The sequence below is a fragment of the Bradyrhizobium lupini genome, assembly GCF_040939785.1.
GTDB classification, from domain to species: domain Bacteria; phylum Pseudomonadota; class Alphaproteobacteria; order Rhizobiales; family Xanthobacteraceae; genus Bradyrhizobium; species Bradyrhizobium canariense_D.
This window is the reverse complement of the sequence record NZ_CP162553.1, coordinates 1,068,341-1,088,127: the sequence shown is the minus strand read 5'-3', so window position 1 is coordinate 1,088,127 and position 19,787 is coordinate 1,068,341. Positions and strand designations below refer to the sequence as shown.

Genomic DNA, 19,787 nt, shown 5'->3' with positions numbered 1-19,787 from the left:
CGTCACCCTCCGATCTGGAAAGCTGCGGCAACCAGCAGGATCAGAATCTCGCCGGTCTGCTCGAACGCGCCGAGGATGTCGCCGGTCTGCCCGCCGATCTGGCGGATGGCAAGTCGCGCCAGCATCAGGCCGGAGAGAGCGAGCAGGATCAGGCTCACCAGCGCCTTGCCCGGCCCAAGCGCGAGCACGAGCGCGAGGATTCCAACAGCGAATGCGATCGCAACGCTGCGGCCCGGCGGTGATCCCGCACTCGCCGACAGGCCGTCAGGTCGCGCAGGCGCGACCTGCGACATGAAGGCCGGCAAGCCCGCGCGGGCCGCAGTGTGCGCAGCGCACAGTGCGAGCGCGACGACCCACGGATTGGCGATCGTCGCGAGCGCGCTCCAGCGCAGGCCGAACGACAGGATCAGCGCGCAGACGCCATAGGTGCCGATCCGGCTGTCGCGCATGATCTCGAGCTTGCGCTCGCGGGTGCGGCCGCCGCCGAGCCCGTCGGCGGTATCGGCAAGGCCGTCCTCGTGCAGCGCGCCGGTGACGAGGGCGGTCGCGGCCAGCGCGAGCAGGGCGGCAAGGTTCGGCGACAGACCCAACAGGCTCGCGACCTTGTAGACCAAGGCGCCGGCAAGGCCGACCAGCAGTCCCGCGACTGGAAGAGCCCAGGTCGCGCGTGCGACGGCGCCGTCAGCTGCGGGCTTCGACAATGCGACGGGGAGGATTGTCACGAACGATGCCGCCATCCTGAGATCGGCGATGACGTCTCGCAAAAATTGGTCGCGCGGCATCATTTCAGTTTCATCGGCAGGCCGGCGACGACGAACTCGGCCTCGTCCGCAACGGCCGCGATGGCCTGGTTCATGAAGCCGGCGGCGTCGCGGAAGCTCCGCGCCAGCGCATTGTCGGGGACGATGCCGAGGCCGACTTCGTTGGTGACGAGAACGACGGGACTTTTCAGCCGGGGCAGGGCGCCGGCAAGCTCCTTGATCTCGCGTTCCCAGTCGCGCCCCCATGCATCAGGTTGGAGAGCCAAAGCGTCAGGCAATCGACGAGCCGCGCGCCGCCGCCGTCGGTGGCGAGCAGCGCGGGCAAGAGATCGAGCGGCACTTCGCGTTCAATCCAGTCGGTTCCGCGGCGGGCGCGATGCATGGCGATGCGCGCCTCCATTTCGGCATCGAGAGCCTCGGCTGTCGCGAGGTAGACCGGCCGCCCGGGAAAGGCGCGCGTGCGCATTTCCGCGCGCTTGCTCTTGCCCGACCGTGCTCCGCCGGTGATCAAAATGACGGCCATGAAGTCTCCTGTCGGCCTGCACTAATCACCAAACGCGGCCAAAAACAAAGCCGAAATCCGCCAATCAGGGGCTTGCGCTCCGGCCACCCTTTGCGCAACAGGGGCAGGACAGGAGACGGGTGTGGGTTTTGCGGGTGCGATGGCGGTTGCGATGGTGGTGGATGCCCTGTTGGGCTGGCCGTCGTGGTTGTTCGCGCGGATCGGCCATCCCGTCACCTGGCTGGGCTGGCTGATTTCTGCCATCGACACCGCCTGGAATCGACCGTCTGATCCGCCGGCATTTCGCCGCGCCGCTGGTCTCGCCGGAGCGCTCGCGGTGATCGCGCTCTCGGTCGCGCTCGGCTGGGCGCTGCAGTCCCTGCTTCCCTTGGGCTGGATCCAGATCGTGCTGGTCGGCGTCCTCGCCTGGCCGCTGGTCGCCCTACGCTCCTTGCACGACCACGTTGCTGCCGTCGCAAACCCGATGCGAGCGGGTGACATCGCCGCCGCCCGAGACGCGGTCTCGCGCATCGTCGGCCGCGATCCCGCAGCGCTCGACGAGGCCGGGATCGCGCGTGCGGCGATCGAGAGCCTCGCCGAGAATGCATCCGACGGCATCGTCGCACCCGTGTTCTGGGGCGCGCTGTTCGGTCTTCCCGGCATTTTGGGCTACAAGGCGATCAACACGCTGGACTCCATGATCGGCCATCGCTCCGAACGCCACGAAGCCTTCGGCTGGGCCGCGGCGCGCATCGACGATGTCGCCAATTTCATTCCGGCGCGGCTGACCGGATTTCTGTTCGTGCTGCTGGCGCCCCAGCGATCCGAGGCGCTGTCGTGCATGACGCGGGACGCACGCCGTCATCGTTCGCCCAACGGCGGCTGGCCGGAAGCAGCCATGGCGGGTGGGCTCGGTGTGCGGCTCAGCGGTCCGCGGATCTATCACGGCAGCATCACGAACGAGCCATGGCTGAATGAAGCTGCGCGCGATCCGCTTGCCGCCGACATCGATCGAGGCTTGACGGTTTACCGCCGCACCATGCTGCTGCTCGCCGGCATCCTTGCGATCCTGGCCTTCGCGTGAAAGAACAGCGCATGCGCGAGCACGGTGGAAATCTCGATCAGGCCCAGCAGCGCTTCGGCGGTCGCGCGGAGGACTGGATCGATCTGTCGACCGGTATCAACCGCCTGCCTTATCCCGTGGGCGAGGTGAGTTCGCGCGCGTGGAGCGCGTTGCCGTCGCGCGCCGAGATCGAGGCGCTGCATCACGCGGCGCGGCACGCTTACCGCACGAGCGCGGCGGTTGTCGCGCTCGGCGGCGCACAGGCGGCGATTCAACTGCTGCCGCAACTTGCGCCACCCGGCCGCGCGCGCATCCTCGCCCCGACCTACAACGAATATGCCGGGGTCCTCTCGGCCGCGGGCTGGGAGGTCCAGGAGGTCGGGGACTTCGACGCATTGGCGGGCGCGGACCTCGCCATAGTCGTCAATCCCAACAATCCCGACGGCCGATGCCACCCACCAAGGGATTTGCTGACGCTGCTGCCGCGCGTCGGTCGTCTCGTCGTCGACGAGAGTTTCGCCGATGTAGCCCCGCAGCTATCGCTTGCATCCGGGGACCGGCCGGGGCTGCTGATCCTGCGCTCCTTCGGAAAGTTCTATGGCCTTGCCGGCCTGCGGCTCGGTTTCGCGCTCGGCAATTCGTCCGACATCGCCAGGCTCGCCTCGATGTCGGGGCCTTGGCCGGTCTCGGGAGCGGCGATCTCCATCGGCTGCCGCGCGCTGCGTGACGATGCCTGGGCGGAGGCCACGTCCGCGCGGCTGGCGCGAGACTGCGGTCGTTTCGACGGCATGGTGCAGTCGCAAGGCTGGACGCTCGTCGGCGGGACCCAGCTGTTTCGTCTCTACGAGACGCCCGACGCGCCTGCCGCGCAGGAGAAGCTGGCGCGTCGCCATATCTGGTCGCGCGTGTTCGCGCGAGAGCCGACATGGCTGCGCCTCGGGCTTCCGGGCGGCGAATCCGAATGGACGCGCCTGGCCGAGGCTCTAGCGCGCTAGCGCGAGCAGGCCGTCGATGTCGAGATGTTGCTCGATGTGATCGGCGAGCGCATCGAGCGCGCTATCGACCCTGGCGTGATAGGGCTCGTCGCCGGCGGGAATGTCGAGCTTCGCCAAAAAGGCCTTGCGGAAATCATCCGACGTGAACAGGCCGTGCAGATAGCTGCCTTGCACGCGCCCGTCGCGCGAGATCGCGCCTTCCGGTTCGCCATTCAGCCTTGCGAATGGCCGCGCGCGATCCGGCCCATCAGTGCGGCCGATGTGGATTTCGTAGGCTTCGATCGGTTGATCCGTCGCGGCATGCACGGCCGCGACACGCGTCAGCGTCTTCTGCGGGCTCATCACCGTCTCGACATCCAGAAGCCCGAGACCCGGTGTGTCGCCGGCGGGGCCCTCGATCCCATCGGGATCACTGACGCTGCGTCCGAGCATCTGATAGCCGCCGCAGAGGCCGAGCACATGGCCGCCTCTGCGGCAATGCGCCAGCAGATCGATGTCCCAGCCCTGCGCGCGGAGAAAGGCGAGGTCGCCGCGGGTGGATTTCGAACCGGGAATGATGACGAGGCGCACATCGCCGGGAATGGCTTCGCCCGGCCGCACCATCACCAGATCGACGCCAGGCTCGAGCTTGAGCGGATCGAGATCGTCGAAATTGGCGATCCGCGACAGCGCGAGACAGGCGATCTTGCATTGGCCCGGCTTGCGCGCATCGCTCAGGCCCAGCGCATCCTCTGCCGGCAGCTCGCCGGCGCGCGCGAACCAGGGCAGCACGCCAAAGCCGCGCCATGCGGTCTTCTCTTCGATCAGCTTGTAGCCGTCATCGAACAGCGTGGGATCGCCGCGGAACTTGTTGATGACAAAGCCCTGGATCATCGCGGCATCATCCGGGTCGATCACTGTCTTGATGCCGACGAGTTGCGCGATGACACCGCCGCGGTCGATGTCGCCGACCAGCACGACCGGCACATCGGCCTTGCGCGCAAAACCCATATTGGCGATGTCGGCCTTGCGCAGGTTCACCTCGGCCGGGCTGCCGGCGCCTTCCACCAGCACGAGATCGGCGCGCGCCTTCAGCCGCTCGAAGCTCTCCAGTACCGCGTCCATCAATGCCGGCTTCATCGCCGCATATTCACGCGCACGCGCGGTCGCGATGCGTTTTCCATGCACGATCACCTGCGCGCCGACATCCGTCTCGGGCTTCAGCAGCACCGGGTTCATGTCGGTGTGCGGCTCGACGCCGGCGGCGAGCGCCTGGAGCGCCTGGGCGCGGCCGATCTCGCCGCCGTCGACAGTCACGGCCGCGTTGTTCGACATGTTCTGCGGCTTGAACGGGAGCACGCATAGGCCGCGTCGCACAAAGGCGCGCGCGAGGCCGGCGACGATGAGCGATTTGCCCACGTCCGAGCCGGCCCCCTGGATCATCAATGCGCGCGCCATCGCGAGTTTCTTAGAACTCGACGCCGGCTTGCGCCTTGATGCCGGAGCGGAAGGGATGCTTGACCAGCGTCATCTCGGTGACGAGATCGGCGATGTCGATCAGCTCGTCCTTGGCGTTGCGGCCGGTGAGCACGACATGCGTCATCGGCGGCTTCGAGGTCACCAGGAAATCGACGACCTCGGCGATATTGAGATAGTCGTAGCGCAGCGCGATGTTGATCTCGTCGAGCACGACCATGCGGAGATTCGAATCGAGGATCAGCTCCTTGGCCTTCTCCCAGCCGGCGCGGGCGGCGGCAATGTCGCGGGCGCGGTCCTGCGTCTCCCAGGTAAAACCTTCGCCCATGGCGTGGAACTGGCAGAGGTCACCGAAATGGCCGGTGAGCATGCGGCGCTCGCCGGTATCCCAGGCGCCCTTGATGAACTGCACGACCGCGCAGGGGAAGCCATGGGCGACGCAGCGGACGATCATGCCGAAGGCCGAGGAGGACTTGCCCTTGCCGGCGCCGGTGTGGACGATGATGAGGCCCTTTTCGCCGCTCTTGGTCGCCATGATCTTGTCGCGGGCGACCTTCTTCTTCGCCATTTTCGAGGCATGGCGGGCGTCGGTTTCGTCGGCCGTCTGGCTATCCGGTTCGGAGGTCATCGGACGGGGTCCTTCGGCTTGACAAGAGGCGGTCGGGGGCAAATGGTGGCCCGGCGTTGGTTCCTGTCCTACGACAGGCGAAGAGGGAATGCGATAGGGTCCGAATCGGCAAGATTTGGTTCCAAAATGCAGCCGCCCCCGCGACCGTGACCGGAGAGATGCCCGAAGCCACTGATCCCCTGGGGATCGGGAAGGCGGGGATCGAAGGGGAAACCCTGCTCCGCAAGCCGGGAGACCTGCCAGCGCGGACGATTTTGGACCGGCGGACGGGGTGTTCCGCGACGGGGAAACGGGCCTTCGCAAGAACGGTTCGTGGGCCTCTTCGCTTCCCGCTGTTTATTCTGGAAGAAGCGATGACCGTCACACTTCATGTCTGCATCACCTGCCGCGCCGGCCAGACGCTTGGCGAGGGCGAGACGACGCCCGGCAAGCGCCTGCATGGTGCGATCCTCGAGGCCGGCGTGCCTGACGGCGTCAGCGTGGTTCCCGTCGAATGCCTGTCGGCATGCAACCAGGGTTGCTCGGTCGCGCTCAGCGCGCCCGGCCGCTGGTCCTATGTCTATGGTCGCCTCTCGGATGCGAATGCGAACGACGTGGTCGCGGGCGCCGCGGCCTATGCGGCCGCGCCCGACGGCCTTGTGCCCTGGCGCAGCCGCCCGGAGATCTTCCGCAAGCAATCGCTTGCCCGCATTCCCCCCATTTCCCCCTTGGCCGTCGTGCCGGAGGCCGCCGAATGAATTCGCTCGCAAAAGTCCCGGTCACGGTCGTCACGGGCTTTCTCGGCTCCGGCAAGACCACGCTGATCCAGCATCTGCTTGCCAATGCCAACGGCAAGAAGCTCGCGGTGCTCGTCAACGAGTTCGGCAGCGAGGGCGTCGATGGCGAGATTCTGAAATCCTGCGCCGATGCGAATTGCCCGGAAGAGAACATCATCGAGCTCGCCAACGGCTGCATCTGCTGCACCGTCGCCGACGATTTCATTCCGACCATGGAGAAGCTGCTGTCGAGGCCGGTGCGGCCCGATCATATTCTGATCGAGACTTCGGGCCTGGCACTGCCCAAGCCGCTGCTCAAGGCGTTCGACTGGCCGGAGATCCGTTCGCGCATCACCGTCGATGGTGTGATCGCGCTTGCCGACGCCGAAGCTGTCGCCGCCGGCCGTTTCGCGCCCGACCCAATTGCCGTCGAAGCGCAGCGCGCGGCGGACGGCAATCTCGACCATGAGACGCCACTGTCGGAAGTGTTCGAGGACCAGATCGCCTGCGCCGACATCGTGCTGCTGACCAAGGCCGATCTTGCGGGCGCGGCAGGCCTCGAAGCGGCCAAGGCGGCGATCACCGCCGAGATGTCGCGCCGCGTGCCGATGCTGGCGATCACCGACGGCGCGATCGACGCGCGCCTCATCCTCGGCCTCGGTGCTGCCGCCGAGAACGATCTCGCCGCGCGTCCCTCGCATCACGACGGCGAAGAGGATCACGAGCACGACGATTTTGCGTCCGTCGTGATCGATCTTCCTGAGGTCACCGATATCGAAGCGCTGGTTGCATCCGTTCAGCGTCTGGCGCGCGAGCAGAATGTGCTGCGCGTCAAGGGTTACATCGCGGTGCAAGGCAAGCCGATGCGCCTCTTGCTGCAAGCGGTGGGCGAGCGCGTGCGCCACCAGTTCGACCAGCCCTGGGGCGCGGGTGCGAGGCAGTCAAAGCTGGTCGTGATCGGCGAGCACGGCGATATCGACGAGGCCGCGATCAAGGCGGGACTCGGTCTTTCAGGATCCGGTATCTGATGCACGTCGTCTTCCGCGAGAGCCGCGGTCTCGAGGAGACCGCGATACCAAGGGACATTGGCCAGGACCCGGCCGATCTCGTGGTGCTCTCGTATTCGGATTCCGATCTTGCCGCGTTCGCGGCCGGCTGGCGCCGTGGCCGCGACAGCCTGCCGTCGCTGCGGCTCGTCAATCTCGCAGAACTTCGTCATCCGCTCTCGGTCGACACCTATGTCGAACGCACGCTTGCGCACGCGCGCGGCATTCTCGTGCGTTTGATCGGCGGGGAATCCTATTGGCCGTATGGGCTCGCGGCCCTGCAGCAGCTGGCGAAGGAGCGCGGCATCGTGCTGGCCGTGCTGCCGGCCGACGGCCGCGACGATACGCGGCTGGACGCGTATTCGACCCTGCCGGTCTCGACGTTGCGGCGGCTCAAGGTGCTCTGCGACACCGGCGGCCCCGTCCCATCGCAAGCCGCGATCGCGCAGCTTGCGCTGGCTTCGGGCCTCTATGCGGGACCTGTTATCGGCGACATGACCGTGCCCGAGATGGGCTTTTACGATCCCGCGCGCGGCGTCATTGCCGCGCCGGCGTCGGGTGAGGGCAGGCCGCGCGCGCTCGTGGCCTTCTATCGCTCCTATCTCACCGCTGCCGACACCGGCCCGGTCGATGCCCTGATCGCCGCATTGCGCGAGAAGGGGTTCGACGCGTTTGGTGTCTTCGTTACCTCGCTGAAGGCTCCAGGCGTTGCAGATTGGTTGCGCGGATATCTCGCGCAAAATCCTCCGGCCGCGATCGTCAATGCGACCGCGTTCTCGGCGATGGGCGACGACGGCACGACGCCGTTCGACGCCGCATCCTGCCCCGTGTTCCAGGTCGCGCTCTCCACGGCCCGCCGCGAGGACTGGGCGAGCTCGCTCCGCGGCCTGTCGCCCGGCGACCTCGCGATGCATGTGGTGCTGCCCGAGGTCGACGGCCGCCTGTTCGCGGGCGTGGTGAGCTTCAAGTCTGCCGCGATGCGGGATCCCGATTTGCAATTTTCGCATCTGGCACACAGGCCTGACGAGGAGCGCGTGAAGGCCGTCGCCGCGCGCGTTGCGGCCTGGCGGCGCCTTGCGGAGACGCCGGCCGCTGACAAGCGGATGGCACTCGTGCTCTCCAACTATCCGGGCCGTCCGCATCAGATCGCGCACGCGGTGGGTCTCGATGCGCTGGCGTCGGTCGAGGCTTTGGTGTCCGACTTCGCGGAGGCCGGATTTGATCTCGATCCGGTCCATGCCCTCGGCGAGACGCTGCTCAAGCAGACCTTGAGCTGGAGCGTCGCCGATTACCGTGCTGCACTGTCGCGCCTTCCGCAAGTGTTGCAGGATGATCTCGCGCAAGCCTGGGGCGCGCTGGAGACCGATCCGGGTTGTCGCGACGGCGCGTTCCATTTCGCTGCGATTCAATGCGACCGGTCGATCATCGCGGTTCAGCCGGAGCGTGGCGATGCGACCGCGCGCGATGCCGACTATCACGATCTCGCCCGCACGCCGCGCCATGCCTATGTCGCGTTCTATCTCTGGCTCCGCGAGCAGGGCTGTGATGCCGTCGTGCACATGGGCGCGCACGGCACGCTGGAATGGCTGCCCGGAAAATCCGTGGCGCTGTCGCAGGCGTGCTGGCCGGAAGCCCTGATCGGCGATTTGCCCGTCATCTATCCCTTCATCGTCAACGACCCCGGCGAGGCTGCGCAGGCCAAGCGGCGCCTGGGGGCCGTCACCATCGGCCATCTGCCGCCGCAGCTCGCAATATCAGCGGTGCCGGACGGATTGCGCAGGCTTGAACAGCTCCTCGACGAGTACTCGACGGCCGATGGTCTCGATCCCGCCCGCCGCCAGCGTCTGATCGCCGCGATCCGCGATGAGGCACGCGCGGCTGGCCTCGAAGACGATCTTGGCCTCGATGCAGCGGCCGCTCCGGCCGAAGCGATCCCGCGGATCGACCGCTTCGTCTGCGATCTCAAGGAAAGCCAGTTCGGCGACGGCCTGCACGTGTTCGGCCGCGGCGCCTGCGGTGAAGCAGAGCGCGACGCTTTGCGGGCCGCGCTTGCAGGCCGGCGCGTCGCGCCGGGGCCGTCAGGTTCGCCCTATCGCGGCCGCCAGGACGTGCTGCCCACGGGACGCAACCTTTTCGCCGTCGATCCGCGCGCGGTGCCGACGCCGTCGGCGCATGCGCAAGGCATCAAGCTCGCCGAAGAATTGCTACGTCGTCATTTGCAGGATCATGGCGACTGGCCAAAGGGCCTTGTCGTCGATCTCTGGGGCTCGGCGACAATGCGCACCGCCGGCGAAGAGTTCGCCATGGCGCTGCATCTGGCCGGCCTCGCACCGCGCTGGGATCATGCTTCCGGCCGTGTCACCGGCTACGACATCATCGCGCCTGCGGAGCTTGGCCGGCCCCGCATCGACGTCACGCTGCGTGTCTCGGGCCTGTTCCGCGACGTCTTCTCAGGCCTTGCGCAATTGTTCGAGGCGGCAGCCGCGGCGCTGTCGGTCCGCGAGGACGAGGGCGACGAAAATCCATATCGCCATCGCACATCGCGCGTGTTCGCGCCGCGTCCCGGACAATACGGCGTGGGTCTCTCGGCAATCCCGGACGCCTTCACGCCCGAGACGCGCGAAGCCGCCGGCGAAGCGTGGCTCTCGGCATCGTCATGGGCGTTCTCGGCCGATGGCGAAATCAAGCTCGATCGTGCCGGTATCGAGAAGCGGATCGTATCGGCCGATGCTTTTGTTCACATGCAGGATTTGCCGGAAACCGATCTTCTGCTCGCGGCCGACTATGCCGCGCATGAGGCCGGCATTGCGGCTGCCGCGGCCCATCTCGGCGCGGCGGGACCATCGCTCTATCATCTCGATGCGACGCGCCCCGAGCAGCCGCATGCGCGTACGCTGACCGAGGAAATCTCCCGTGTCGTCCGCGCGCGCGCGGCCAACCCGGCCTGGATCGCGGGCATGATGCGCCACGGTTTTCGCGGGGCGGCCGAGATCACCGCGACGCTCGAGCACATGGCCGCCTTCGCGCATCTGGCCGGCGCCGTGCCGCCGCATCTGTTCGACCTCTACTACGATGCGACGCTCGGCCATGACTACGTCCACGCCTTCATGGCCCGCGAAAATCCGGCGGCACTCGCCGCGATGGAAACGTGTTTCACGCGCCTGCATGAAGCCTCGCTCTGGCGAACGCGCCGCAACTCGATTGCGGCTGCGCTGCGGGAGGCCTCATGAGTGCTTCCGTGGTCAAGGGCTGGTGTCCCGGCGCGCTGCGCCCGATGCAATCGGGCGACGGGCTGGTGGCCCGCGTGCGTCCGTTCGGCGGACGGCTCGACGCGGCGCAGATCTCCGGACTGGCTCATCTCGCCGAACGCCATGGCAATGGCCTGATCGACGTGACCAGCCGGGCCAATCTCCAGATCAGGGGCGTCAACGAGACCAGCCACAGGCTGCTGCTCGATGGCCTTTCCCAACTGGCGCTGCTCGACCCGGATGCGGAGACCGAATCCCGTCGCAACATCCTTGTGACGCCGTTCTGGCGTAGCGGGGACGAGACCCAATCGCTCGCCGCCGAGCTCGAGGAGGCGCTCGCCGACAGCCAGCTCGAACTTCCAACCAAGTTCGGCTTCGCCATCGACGACGGCACCTCACGCGTGCTTGCGGGCGATTCCGCCGACGTGCGGATCGAGCGCGATGGTTCCGGCGGACTGCTGGTACGGGCTGATGGCGACAAACTCGGCCGCTCGGTCCCACGTGGCGAGGCCGTGACCACCGCGCTCGCATTCGCCGGCTGGTTCGTGACCTCCGGCGGCGCGAGAGGCGGGCGAGGGCGGATGGCGGCGCATCTTGCAGCCGGTGCAATCTTGCCGGCGGCATTGCGCGGCGAGGCCGAGCCGGCGCCGATCATGGCCGCGGCGCGTCCCGGCCTCTATGCGCAAGGTGCGATGGTCGGGGTCGCCTTCGGACAGATGGCGCATGCAACGCTCAACCAGTTCGCCGGTTGCGGACATGCGCTGCGCATGACGCCGTGGCGGATGGTTTTGAGCGAAGCCAAGCGCGTGATGCCGAACGCGACCGGCCTGATCACCGAGGCCTACGACCCTGCGCTGCGCGTCATCGCCTGTAGCGGTGCGCCACGCTGTCGCGAGGCGCATGCCGATACCCGTGGCCTTGCCGCGGCCCTGGCGCCGAACATCGGCGCGGCCGCACGGCTACACGTCTCCGGCTGTGCCAAGGGCTGCGCCCATTCTGGTCCCGCCGCCATCACTCTGGTCGCGACCGGCGCAGGCTTCGATCTCGTGCGCGCCGGGTCGACGCGCGATGAGCCCATCCTGCGCGGGCTGAATCGCGACGACATCGTCAAAGATCCCTCCATCCTGATGGGAGGGCACTGATGCCGCACACGTACGAGACCGACGGCGCTGCGATCTACCGGCAGTCCTTTGCCACCATCCGGGCCGAAGCCGATCTTGCGCGCTTCACGCCGGACGAGGAGCAGGTGGTGGTGCGGATGATCCATGCCGCCGGCATGGTGGGCCTCGAAGCGCATATCCGCTTCACATCAGGCATGGCGGTCGCCGCACGCGCGGCCTTGCAGAAGGGCGCACCGATCCTGTGCGACGCGCGCATGGTCTCTGAAGGAATTACGCGGGCGCGGCTTCCCGCCGCCAACGCCGTCATCTGCACGCTGGGCGACGAGACCGTTCCCGCGCTCGCGCAGTCCATGCGCAACACCCGTTCGGCCGCGGCCCTGGAGCTGTGGCGGCCGCATCTCGACGGCGCGATCGTGGCGATCGGCAATGCGCCGACCGCGCTGTTCCATCTCCTCAACATGCTGGAGGACCGGGACTGCCCACGGCCCGCGGCAATCATCGGCTGTCCGGTCGGCTTCGTCGGCGCGGCCGAATCCAAGGCTGCGCTGATGGCCGTTTCCCCGGTGCCGGCGCTGACGGTCGAGGGCCGCCTTGGCGGTTCCGCGATCACGGTCGCCGCCGTGAACGCGCTGGCGAGCCGGAGCGAATAGCGATGGGACGCATCATCTGCTGCGGTCTCGGCCCCGGTGACCCTGATATGATGAGCGTGCGCGCCGATCGCACGGTGCGCGGCGCGAGGCATGTCGCCTATTTCCGCAAAAAGGGCCGGCCCGGCCAGGCGCGCCGCATCGTCGAGGGCATGCTGGCTGCCGACGTCACCGAATATCCGATGGAATATCCTGTTACGACCGAGATCGCCTTCGACACGCCTGAATATGTCCAGTTGCTTGCCGGCTTCTACGACGAATGGGCGGAGCGACTGGCGCGGCTGGCGCGCGCGGTCGACGTCGTCGTGCTCTGCGAGGGCGATCCTTACTTCTACGGCTCCTTCATGCATCTGCACATGCGCCTGCAGGGCCGCGTCGAGATCGAGGTGATCGCCGGCATTCCCGGCATGGTCGGCTGCTGGAATGGCGTGGGACAGCCGATTGCGCTCGGCGACGACGTGACGACGGTGCTCATGGGCACGCTCGCCGAGGACGAGCTCGAACGCCGCATGCGCGATTCCGATGCGCTCGTGATCATGAAGACTGGGCGCAATCTCGCGAAAGTGCGCCGCGCGCTCGCTGCCGCCGGACGGCTGGACGATGCGTGGCTGGTCGAGCGCGGCACCATGCCGGGCGAGCGCGTGGTGCGGCTTGCGGAGATCGACGCCGCCGACTGCCCCTATTTTGCGATCGTGCTCGTGCACGGCAAGGGCCGGCATCCGGACGCCGCCGAATGACGGGCACGCTGACCATCGCTGGCCTCGGCCCGGGCAGCGCTGCGCTGGTGACGCCCGAGGTCTCCGCCGCGCTTGCCGCCGCGACCGACATTCTGGGCTACGCGCCCTATGTCGCGCGCGTGCCAGCGCGGGCAGGGCTCACTTTGCATCCTTCCGACAATCGCGAAGAGCTGCAGCGCGCGAGCGAGGCGCTGCGGCTCGCGGCCGAAGGCGGCCAAGTCGTCATCGTGTCCTCCGGCGACCCCGGCGTCTTCGCGATGGCGTCCGCCGTGTTCGAGGCGCTCGAACAGGCGCCGCAATGGCAGGAGCTGCCGATCCGCGTGCTGCCCGGCGTCACTGCGATGCTGGCGGCTGCCGCGCGCGCCGGCGCACCGCTCGGCCATGATTTCTGCGCGATCAATCTCTCCGATAATCTCAAGCCGTGGGCGGTGATCGAGAAGCGCCTGCGGCTCGCCGCGGAAGCCGATTTTGCCATCGCGATGTACAATCCGCGCTCGGCGAGCCGGCCGGAAGGATTTGGCCGTGCGCTCGCGGTGCTGAACGAGGCCGGCTGTGGCGACCGTCTTGTGATTTTCGCGCGCGCGATCAGCGCCGCCGACGAAAAGATCGAGACCGTCAGGCTGAACGAAGCCCGGCCCGAGATGGCCGACATGCGCACGCTGGTGATCGTCGGCAACTCGCAGACACGCCGCGTCGGCCGCTGGGTCTATGCGCCGAGGCAGGCCCGATGACCGAGCCACTGCATGATCTCGGCCACGCTCTCGACCCGCAAGCGTTCCGGCAGTTGCGGCCGCGAGATCATGATCACGGGCAGGCCGAGCCTGCGGGCGGCGTCGATCTTGGCGCGCGCGCCGTCGCCGCCGGAATTGCGGGCGACGATCCGGGTGATGCCTCGCGCGCGCAGCATCTCCAGTTCGCCCTCAAGCGTAAACGGCCCACGCGACACGATGACGTCCGCGGCGAAGGGCACCGGCGCATCGGGCGGATCGACGAATCTCAGCGTGTAGGCGTGCTGCGGCTTGGTCGCGAACGGCGCGATGTGCTGGCGGCCGATGGCGAGGAACACATTTGCCGGCACTTCAGGCAGTGCGGTGACCGCGGCGTCGACATCAGGTATTTCGATCCAGTTGTCGCCGGGCGCTTTGGTCCACGGCGCTCGCTCGAGAGCGATCAGCGGCGTGCCGGTTTCCGCACATGCCGCGACCGCATTGCGGCTCATCTCGGCGGCAAAGGGATGCGTCGCGTCGATTACATGCGTGATGTGTTTCCGACCAATGTAATCGACAAGTCCGCTTGCGCCGCCAAAACCGCCGATCCGCGTCGGCAACGGCTGACCGGCGGGCGCGCGGGTGCGGCCGCCATAGGAATACACGGCATCGACGCCGGCGCGCGCGATCTCCGCCGCGAGCAGGCTCGCGTCGGCCGTTCCGCCCAGAATGAGGGCGCGCGTCATGGCTGATCCCTGGCTGACCATCATCGGTATCGGCGAAGATGGCCTTGCCGGGCTGTCCGAGGCAAGCCGAAAGGCGCTCGATGATGCCGAAACTGTCTTTGGCGGTGAACGGCATCTTGCACTCGCCGGCATAACCGGGCGCGGCCGTCCATGGCCGGTGCCGTTCGATGCAGAAATCGTGTTGAGCTGCCGTGGTCGCCCGACGGCGGTGCTCGCCTCCGGCGATCCGTTCTGGCACGGGGCCGGCGCGAGCCTCGCCGAGAAGCTCCATGGCGACGAATGGATCGCGTATGCGGCTCCCTCGACATTCTCGCTCGTTGCTGCGCGGCTTGGCTGGCGTCTGGAATCCGTTGCCTGTCTCGGTCTCCACGCCGCGCCATTCGAGCGTCTCGTGCCACACCTGGCGCGAGGGGCACGCATCATTTGTCTCGTGCGCGACGCAAAGGCGGCAGGCGATCTCGCGAAATGGCTGACGGCGCGCGGATGGGGTGCCTCGGCATTCTGGACACTCGCTGCGCTTGGCGGGCCGCGCGAAAGGATCAACGCGCATCGCGCCGACAGCTTCGCAGGCGATCTTGCCGGAAATCTGGTCGCGGTAGCCGTTGAGGCGGCGGGCGCGCAGGGCATCCCCCACAGCTCGGGACTATCGGACGAACTCTTCGTCCATGACGGCCAGATCACTAAGCGTCCGGTCCGTGCGCTCGCGCTTTCGGCGCTGGCGCCGCGTCCCGGTGAACGGCTATGGGACATCGGTGCGGGCTCGGGCTCGATCTCGGTCGAGTGGACGCTGTGCGGGGGCACCGCGATCGCCGTCGAGGCGCGCGAGGATCGCGCAGCGAACATTCGCAGCAATGCGACGGCGTTCGGGTTGGCACATCGGATCACAGTCATCGCGGGAAAAGCGCCTGAAACCCTTGCTACGCTGGACGGGCCTGACGCCGTGTTCATCGGCGGCGGTCTCGACATCGCGATGTTCGACGCCATCTGGCCGCGGCTCTCGCCCGGTACGCGGCTGGTCGCGCATTCAGTAACGTTGGAGACGGAAGCGTTGCTCGGTGAGCTGCACCAGCGCCACGGCGGCGAATTGATGCGGGTCGAGATTGCGCATGCCGCTTCGCTCGGCCGCTACCGGTCCTGGGAGGCCGTGCGGCCCGTGGTGCAATGGAGCGCGGTCCGATGAAGGTCGCCGGGCTCGGATTCAAGCGGGACGTCACGCTGGCCTCGCTGCGTGAGGCGCTTCTGGCGGCCGGTGGTCCCGAAGGCCTCGCAGCAGTGGCGACGGTCAGCGATAAGGCCGACGAGGAGGTGTTGAAGCAGCTCGCGCGCGAATGCGGCTTGCCGATCAAGGCGGTTGCCGCCGAAGTGCTTGTTGGCATCGACACGCCGACGCAGTCAAAGCTCGTCGTGGAAAAGTTCGGGACGGGATCGGTTGCCGAGGCGGCGGCGCTCGCAGCGGCCGGACCTCGCGCGCGATTGATTGCGACGCGGGTGGTCTCGCAGGATCGCACCGCGACCGCGGCGATCGCGGAAGGAGACGGCGCATGACGGTGCATTTCATCGGGGCAGGGCCAGGCGCTCCTGACTTGCTGACGTTGCGCGGCCGCGATCTCATCGCCGCCTGTCCGGTCTGCCTCTATGCTGGCTCACTTGTGCCCGAGGGCGTCTTGGCGCATTGCCCGCCCGGGGCGCGGATCGTCAACACCGCGCCGCTGTCGCTCGATGAGATCGTCGCGGAGATCGCCGCCGCCCATGCCGATGGCAAGGACGTTGCGCGGCTGCATTCCGGTGATCTCTCGATCTGGTCGGCGATGGGCGAACAGCTCCGCCGCCTGCGCACGCTCGACATTCCCTACACGGTCACGCCCGGCGTTCCCTCTTTCTCGGCCGCCGCGGCTGCGCTGGAGGCCGAGCTGACGCTGCCCGGCCTTGCCCAGACCGTGGTGCTGACGCGCACGCCGGGCCGCGCCAGCGCGATGCCCGAAGGCGAGAAGCTTGCCGCCTTCGCCGCCACCGGCGCGGTGCTCGCCATCCATCTGTCGATTCATCTGCTCGACAAGGTCTTCGCTGAGCTGACGCCGCATTATGGCGCGGATTGCCCGGTCGCGATCGTCTGGCGTGCGAGCTGGCCCGAGCAGCGCATCATCCGCGCCACGCTCGCAACACTCGACGCTGCGGTCGGGGGCGAGATGGAGCGCACCGCGTTGATCCTGGTCGGCAAGACGCTGGGCTCGGCGGATTTTTCCGAGAGCCGTCTCTATGCTGCCGACTATGACCGCCGCTATCGGCCGGTCGGCGCCGAGCCGCGCTTTCCGGAGGTGTCGTGATGGCGGCAGGGCTCGTTATCTCCGCGCCGGCCTCCGGCGTCGGCAAGACCACACTGACGCTGGCGCTTGCTCGCGCCTGGCGCAACAGCGGATTGCGGGTGCAGTGCTTCAAGAGCGGCCCCGATTACATCGATCCCGCGTTTCATGCCGCCGCGACGGGACGCGCCTCGGTCAATGTCGACAGTTGGGCGATGGATCGCGGGACAATCTCGCATCTCGTCAGTCGCGGCATTGACGCCGATGTCGTGCTGGCCGAAGGCTCGATGGGTCTGTTCGACGGCGTCGCCGCGCGTGGCGTCTGCGGCACCGGGGCGACCGCCGACATCGCGGAGATGCTGGACTGGCCGGTGCTGCTGGTGATCGATCCCTCAGGACAGGCACAAACGGCGGCCGCGATCGCGGCGGGCCTTCGCGACTACCGCCCCGGTGTGCGCCTTGCAGGCGTCGTGCTCAATCGCGTTGCGAGCCCGCGCCACGAAGCCCTCGTGCGGCGCGCGCTGCTGGATGCCGGCATCGCCGTATTCGGCGCGCTGCCGCGCCATGCCGAGATCAGCCTGCCGAAGCGGCATCTCGGACTGGTGCAGGCCGAGGAGCAGGCGGAAATCGGCAAGCTGATCGACGAGGCCGCGCGCTTCGTTGCCGAGCATGTCGATCTCGACGCGGTGCTGCGTTCGGCGGCCACCTGGTCGCCGCAACCTGCCGCAAGCGGCGTCAACGTGACGCCGCCCGGCCAGCGCATTGCGCTTGCCCGTGATGCCGCGTTCTCCTTCGTCTATCCGCACATGCTGGAAGCGTGGCGCGCGGCGGGTGCGGAGATCTCGACATTCTCGCCGCTCGCCGATGAAGCCCCTGATCCGGTCGCCGATGTGTGCTGGCTGCCTGGCGGCTATCCCGAGCTGCAGGCCGGCAGGATCGCTGCCAATGCGCGCTTCCGCAGCGGATTGCGCGCCTTCGCCGAGACGCGCCCGGTGCACGGCGAATGCGGGGGCTATATGGTGCTGGGCACCGCTTTGACCGACGCCGATGGCATCAGCCACGAGATGACGGGCCTGCTCGGCCTGGAGACGAGCTTTGCCAAGCGCCGCATGCATCTGGGCTATCGTCTGGCCGAGCTCGCCGCGCCGATGCCGGGTCATCAGGCGGGTGCACGCCTGCGTGGCCATGAATTCCACTATTCGACCATAGTCGCGCAGCCCGACACGGCGCTGGCGGTCGTGCACGACGCGACAGGTGCGGTCATTGCCGAGACCGGCTCGCGGCGGGGACAAGCCACCGGCACGTTCTTCCATCTGATCGCGGAGGACCGGTGAGCGGTTTTGTCTCCTTTGTCTCCGCCGGGCCCGGCGATCCCGAGCTGCTCACGCTCAAGGGTGCAGCGCGGCTGCGCGAGGCCGACGTTGTGCTCTATGACGATCTTGCTTCAGGCGCGATCCTCGATCTGGCCCGGCCCGGCGCCAATCTCGTCGCGGTGGGAAAGCGGGCAGGGCGGGCCTCGACCAAGCAGCACCATGTCAACCGCCTGCTGGTCGACTATGCCGTGACAGGCGCGCGCGTGGTGCGATTGAAGTCGGGCGATGCCGGCATCTTTGGCCGGCTTGAGGAGGAGCTCGAGACGCTGCGCGAAGCGGGCATCGGCTACGAGATCATTCCCGGCGTCACCTCGGCCTGTGTCGCCGCCGCGCAAGCCGGCATTCCGCTGACCCGGCGTCACACCTCGCGCCGCGTGCAGTTCGTGACCGGGGCGGACGTCACCGGCGAGCTGCCGCCAGATCTCAATTGGGCGGCGCTGGCCGATCCGGAGGCGACAACCGTGGTCTATATGGGCCGGCGGACGTTTCCGGCGTTGGTCGTCAAATTGATCGAGCACGGGCTCGCCCCAACCACGCCGGCGTTGTTTGCCGAATCGCTCGGCCGTCCCGATGAGCGGCTGGTCCGCACCACCATTTCGGAACTTGCTGAGCAGCTTGCGCGGGGCGGAGCGGCCTCCACGGCGGCCGTCATCCTGTTCGGCGCGCTGGCGGGGAATTATCCGTCATGACCGCCTCGTCCGCCCGTCGCCCCTTGACGCCCGGCCGGCGAAAGAGGCACACAGGAGACGCATGGTGCTCGACGCGGCGCAAAGCGCCGGAGCATAATCGGGAATGGGGATGGGCGGACCCAGTTGCGGCGCCCAAAACCCCAGCCGCCCCCGCGACTGTAAGCGGTGAGGGACTTCGATCAGCCACTGGGCCGCGAGGCCCGGGAAGGCCGGAGACTCCCAGTGAACCGCGAGCCAGGAGACCGGCCGTGCATGTTTTGAGGCCAAGGCCGTCGGGTGTGACGGCAAGAAGGATCTGAGCCATGCATATCGAACCCGGACTAGTCTCGGACGCCAAGCTCGTATTGAGTTACGCAACCGGCATCGCTGTCGGCGGTGTTGCCCTGAAGCTCGCGGCTGAGACCGTGCGCGAGCAGGGCATCACGTCGTTCGCGGCGCGGACGCTCGCCACCACGGGACTTGTGTTTATCTTCTTCGAGATCCTGCCGCACTTCCCGGTCGGCGTCTCCGAAGTGCACTTCATCCTCGGCTCGACCTTGTTCCTGCTGTTTGGCGCGGCGCCTGCGGCCTTCGGCCTCGCGTTTGGCCTGCTGTTCCAGGGCATCTTCTTCGAGCCGCCCGACCTGCCGCAATATGGCATGAACGTCACCACGCTATTGGTGCCGCTGTTCGGAATCCAGGCGATCGCCACGCGGATCATTTCGAGCAACACGGCCTATGTCGATCTGAAGTACCGCCAGGCGCTGGCGCTTTCGACGACCTATCAGGCGGGCGTCATCGCCTGGGTGGCGTTCTGGGCGATTTATGGCTCCGGCTTCGGCGCGACCAACCTCGCCAACATCGCGACCTTCGCGGCGTCCTATGCGCTGGTCATCGTGATCGAGCCGCTCGCCGATCTCGGCGTGCTCGCGCTGGCGAAGTCGTTGCGCGGCGTCACCGCGCCCGGCCTCGTCACGCCGCGTTTGCACAACGCGGCCTAGAGACAAGCGAACGGGCGGCCATGATGGCCGCCCT

19 protein-coding genes, 1 pseudogene and 2 riboswitches are annotated in these 19,787 nt (G+C 67.6%); of the genes and pseudogenes, 15 read left to right on the top strand and 5 right to left on the bottom strand.

Annotation, left to right across the window (positions count from 1 at the left end):
- Window positions 1-2: 2 nt before the first annotated feature.
- Together cobS and cobU are read right to left on the bottom strand one after the other, a co-directional pair.
- Window positions 3-785 (bottom strand): adenosylcobinamide-GDP ribazoletransferase, encoded by a 783-nt coding sequence (gene cobS, locus AB3L03_RS05520; protein WP_204510763.1) that lies wholly within the window; start codon window positions 783-785, stop codon window positions 3-5.
- A pseudogene (gene cobU, locus AB3L03_RS05515) lies at window positions 782-1,284 on the bottom strand (bifunctional adenosylcobinamide kinase/adenosylcobinamide-phosphate guanylyltransferase). Before cobU ends, cobS begins: the two are co-directional and overlap by 4 nt.
- 121 nt (window positions 1,285-1,405) lie before the next feature.
- Between cobU and cbiB the strand changes: the two are divergent.
- Both cbiB and cobD read left to right on the top strand, forming a co-directional pair.
- The gene (gene cbiB / locus AB3L03_RS05510; RefSeq protein ID WP_085385847.1) at window positions 1,406-2,347 is read left to right on the top strand and encodes an adenosylcobinamide-phosphate synthase CbiB; all 942 of its coding nucleotides are present in this window, start codon (window positions 1,406-1,408) and stop codon (window positions 2,345-2,347) included.
- Between the two features lie 11 nt (window positions 2,348-2,358).
- A complete protein-coding gene (gene cobD / locus AB3L03_RS05505; protein WP_204510765.1) occupies window positions 2,359-3,321 on the top strand; it encodes a threonine-phosphate decarboxylase CobD in 963 nt (320 codons plus the stop codon).
- Here cobD and AB3L03_RS05500 read toward each other — a convergent pair.
- On the bottom strand, window positions 3,310-4,758 hold the full coding sequence (locus tag AB3L03_RS05500; protein WP_204510766.1) for a cobyric acid synthase: 1,449 nt from the start codon (window positions 4,756-4,758) through the stop codon (window positions 3,310-3,312). The genes cobD and AB3L03_RS05500 overlap by 12 nt on opposite strands.
- Window positions 4,759-4,768: 10 nt before the next feature.
- Window positions 4,769-5,404, bottom strand: coding sequence for a cob(I)yrinic acid a,c-diamide adenosyltransferase (cobO, locus tag AB3L03_RS05495; protein ID WP_204510767.1), 636 nt, complete (start codon window positions 5,402-5,404; stop codon window positions 4,769-4,771).
- A gap of 40 nt (window positions 5,405-5,444) precedes the next feature.
- A riboswitch (cobalamin riboswitch) is annotated at window positions 5,445-5,663 on the top strand.
- Window positions 5,664-5,757: 94 nt separating this feature from the next.
- On the opposite strand from cobO, the gene AB3L03_RS05490 reads away from it, so the two are divergent.
- The 7 genes from AB3L03_RS05490 to cobJ are packed head-to-tail and all read left to right on the top strand — an operon-like array spanning window position 5,758 to window position 13,689.
- Window positions 5,758-6,141: a DUF1636 domain-containing protein gene (locus AB3L03_RS05490; protein WP_204510768.1), complete on the top strand. Its 384-nt coding sequence runs from the start codon at window positions 5,758-5,760 to the stop codon at window positions 6,139-6,141.
- Window positions 6,138-7,187 (top strand): cobalamin biosynthesis protein CobW, encoded by a 1,050-nt coding sequence (gene cobW, locus AB3L03_RS05485; protein WP_204510769.1) that lies wholly within the window; start codon window positions 6,138-6,140, stop codon window positions 7,185-7,187. The genes AB3L03_RS05490 and cobW overlap by 4 nt, the downstream gene beginning before the upstream one ends.
- Window positions 7,187-10,435, top strand: coding sequence for a cobaltochelatase subunit CobN (cobN, locus tag AB3L03_RS05480; protein ID WP_368508325.1), 3,249 nt, complete (start codon window positions 7,187-7,189; stop codon window positions 10,433-10,435). The genes cobW and cobN overlap by 1 nt, the downstream gene beginning before the upstream one ends.
- Window positions 10,432-11,595 (top strand): precorrin-3B synthase, encoded by a 1,164-nt coding sequence (cobG, locus tag AB3L03_RS05475; RefSeq protein WP_018458661.1) that lies wholly within the window; start codon window positions 10,432-10,434, stop codon window positions 11,593-11,595. Before cobN ends, cobG begins: the two co-directional genes overlap by 4 nt.
- On the top strand, window positions 11,595-12,224 hold the full coding sequence (locus AB3L03_RS05470) for a precorrin-8X methylmutase (protein WP_018458662.1): 630 nt from the start codon (window positions 11,595-11,597) through the stop codon (window positions 12,222-12,224). Before cobG ends, AB3L03_RS05470 begins: the two co-directional genes overlap by 1 nt.
- A 2-nt stretch (window positions 12,225-12,226) precedes the next feature.
- Complete coding sequence (locus tag AB3L03_RS05465; protein WP_026233633.1) at window positions 12,227-12,958, top strand: precorrin-2 C(20)-methyltransferase; 732 nt, start codon at window positions 12,227-12,229, stop codon at window positions 12,956-12,958.
- Window positions 12,955-13,689, top strand: a complete 735-nt coding sequence (cobJ, locus tag AB3L03_RS05460; protein WP_018458664.1) for a precorrin-3B C(17)-methyltransferase — start codon at window positions 12,955-12,957, stop codon at window positions 13,687-13,689. The genes AB3L03_RS05465 and cobJ overlap by 4 nt, the downstream gene beginning before the upstream one ends.
- On the opposite strand, the gene AB3L03_RS05455 is transcribed toward cobJ, so the two are convergent.
- Window positions 13,665-14,411: a cobalt-precorrin-6A reductase gene (locus AB3L03_RS05455; RefSeq protein ID WP_368508324.1), complete on the bottom strand. Its 747-nt coding sequence runs from the start codon at window positions 14,409-14,411 to the stop codon at window positions 13,665-13,667. The genes cobJ and AB3L03_RS05455 overlap by 25 nt on opposite strands.
- Here AB3L03_RS05455 and cbiE point away from each other — a divergent pair.
- From cbiE to AB3L03_RS05425, 6 genes are all read left to right on the top strand, one after another.
- The gene (gene cbiE, locus AB3L03_RS05450) at window positions 14,410-15,591 is read left to right on the top strand and encodes a precorrin-6y C5,15-methyltransferase (decarboxylating) subunit CbiE (RefSeq protein WP_204510773.1); all 1,182 of its coding nucleotides are present in this window, start codon (window positions 14,410-14,412) and stop codon (window positions 15,589-15,591) included. The two genes, AB3L03_RS05455 and cbiE, sit on opposite strands and share 2 nt — an antisense overlap.
- Window positions 15,588-15,956, top strand: coding sequence for a cobalamin biosynthesis protein (locus tag AB3L03_RS05445; RefSeq protein WP_162496360.1), 369 nt, complete (start codon window positions 15,588-15,590; stop codon window positions 15,954-15,956). The genes cbiE and AB3L03_RS05445 overlap by 4 nt, the downstream gene beginning before the upstream one ends.
- Window positions 15,953-16,735, top strand: a complete 783-nt coding sequence (gene cobM, locus AB3L03_RS05440) for a precorrin-4 C(11)-methyltransferase (protein WP_368508323.1) — start codon at window positions 15,953-15,955, stop codon at window positions 16,733-16,735. The genes AB3L03_RS05445 and cobM overlap by 4 nt, the downstream gene beginning before the upstream one ends.
- Complete coding sequence (locus tag AB3L03_RS05435; RefSeq protein WP_018458669.1) at window positions 16,735-18,045, top strand: cobyrinate a,c-diamide synthase; 1,311 nt, start codon at window positions 16,735-16,737, stop codon at window positions 18,043-18,045. Before cobM ends, AB3L03_RS05435 begins: the two co-directional genes overlap by 1 nt.
- Window positions 18,042-18,773 carry a uroporphyrinogen-III C-methyltransferase gene (gene cobA, locus AB3L03_RS05430; protein ID WP_018458670.1) on the top strand — a complete coding sequence of 244 codons (732 nt, stop codon included), beginning with the start codon at window positions 18,042-18,044 and terminating at the stop codon, window positions 18,771-18,773. Before AB3L03_RS05435 ends, cobA begins: the two co-directional genes overlap by 4 nt.
- Before the next feature lie 45 nt (window positions 18,774-18,818).
- Window positions 18,819-19,039, top strand: a riboswitch (cobalamin riboswitch).
- Window positions 19,040-19,075: 36 nt separating this feature from the next.
- Window positions 19,076-19,753 carry an energy-coupling factor ABC transporter permease gene (locus AB3L03_RS05425; RefSeq protein WP_085352375.1) on the top strand — a complete coding sequence of 226 codons (678 nt, stop codon included), beginning with the start codon at window positions 19,076-19,078 and terminating at the stop codon, window positions 19,751-19,753.
- Window positions 19,754-19,787 lie beyond the last annotated feature (34 nt).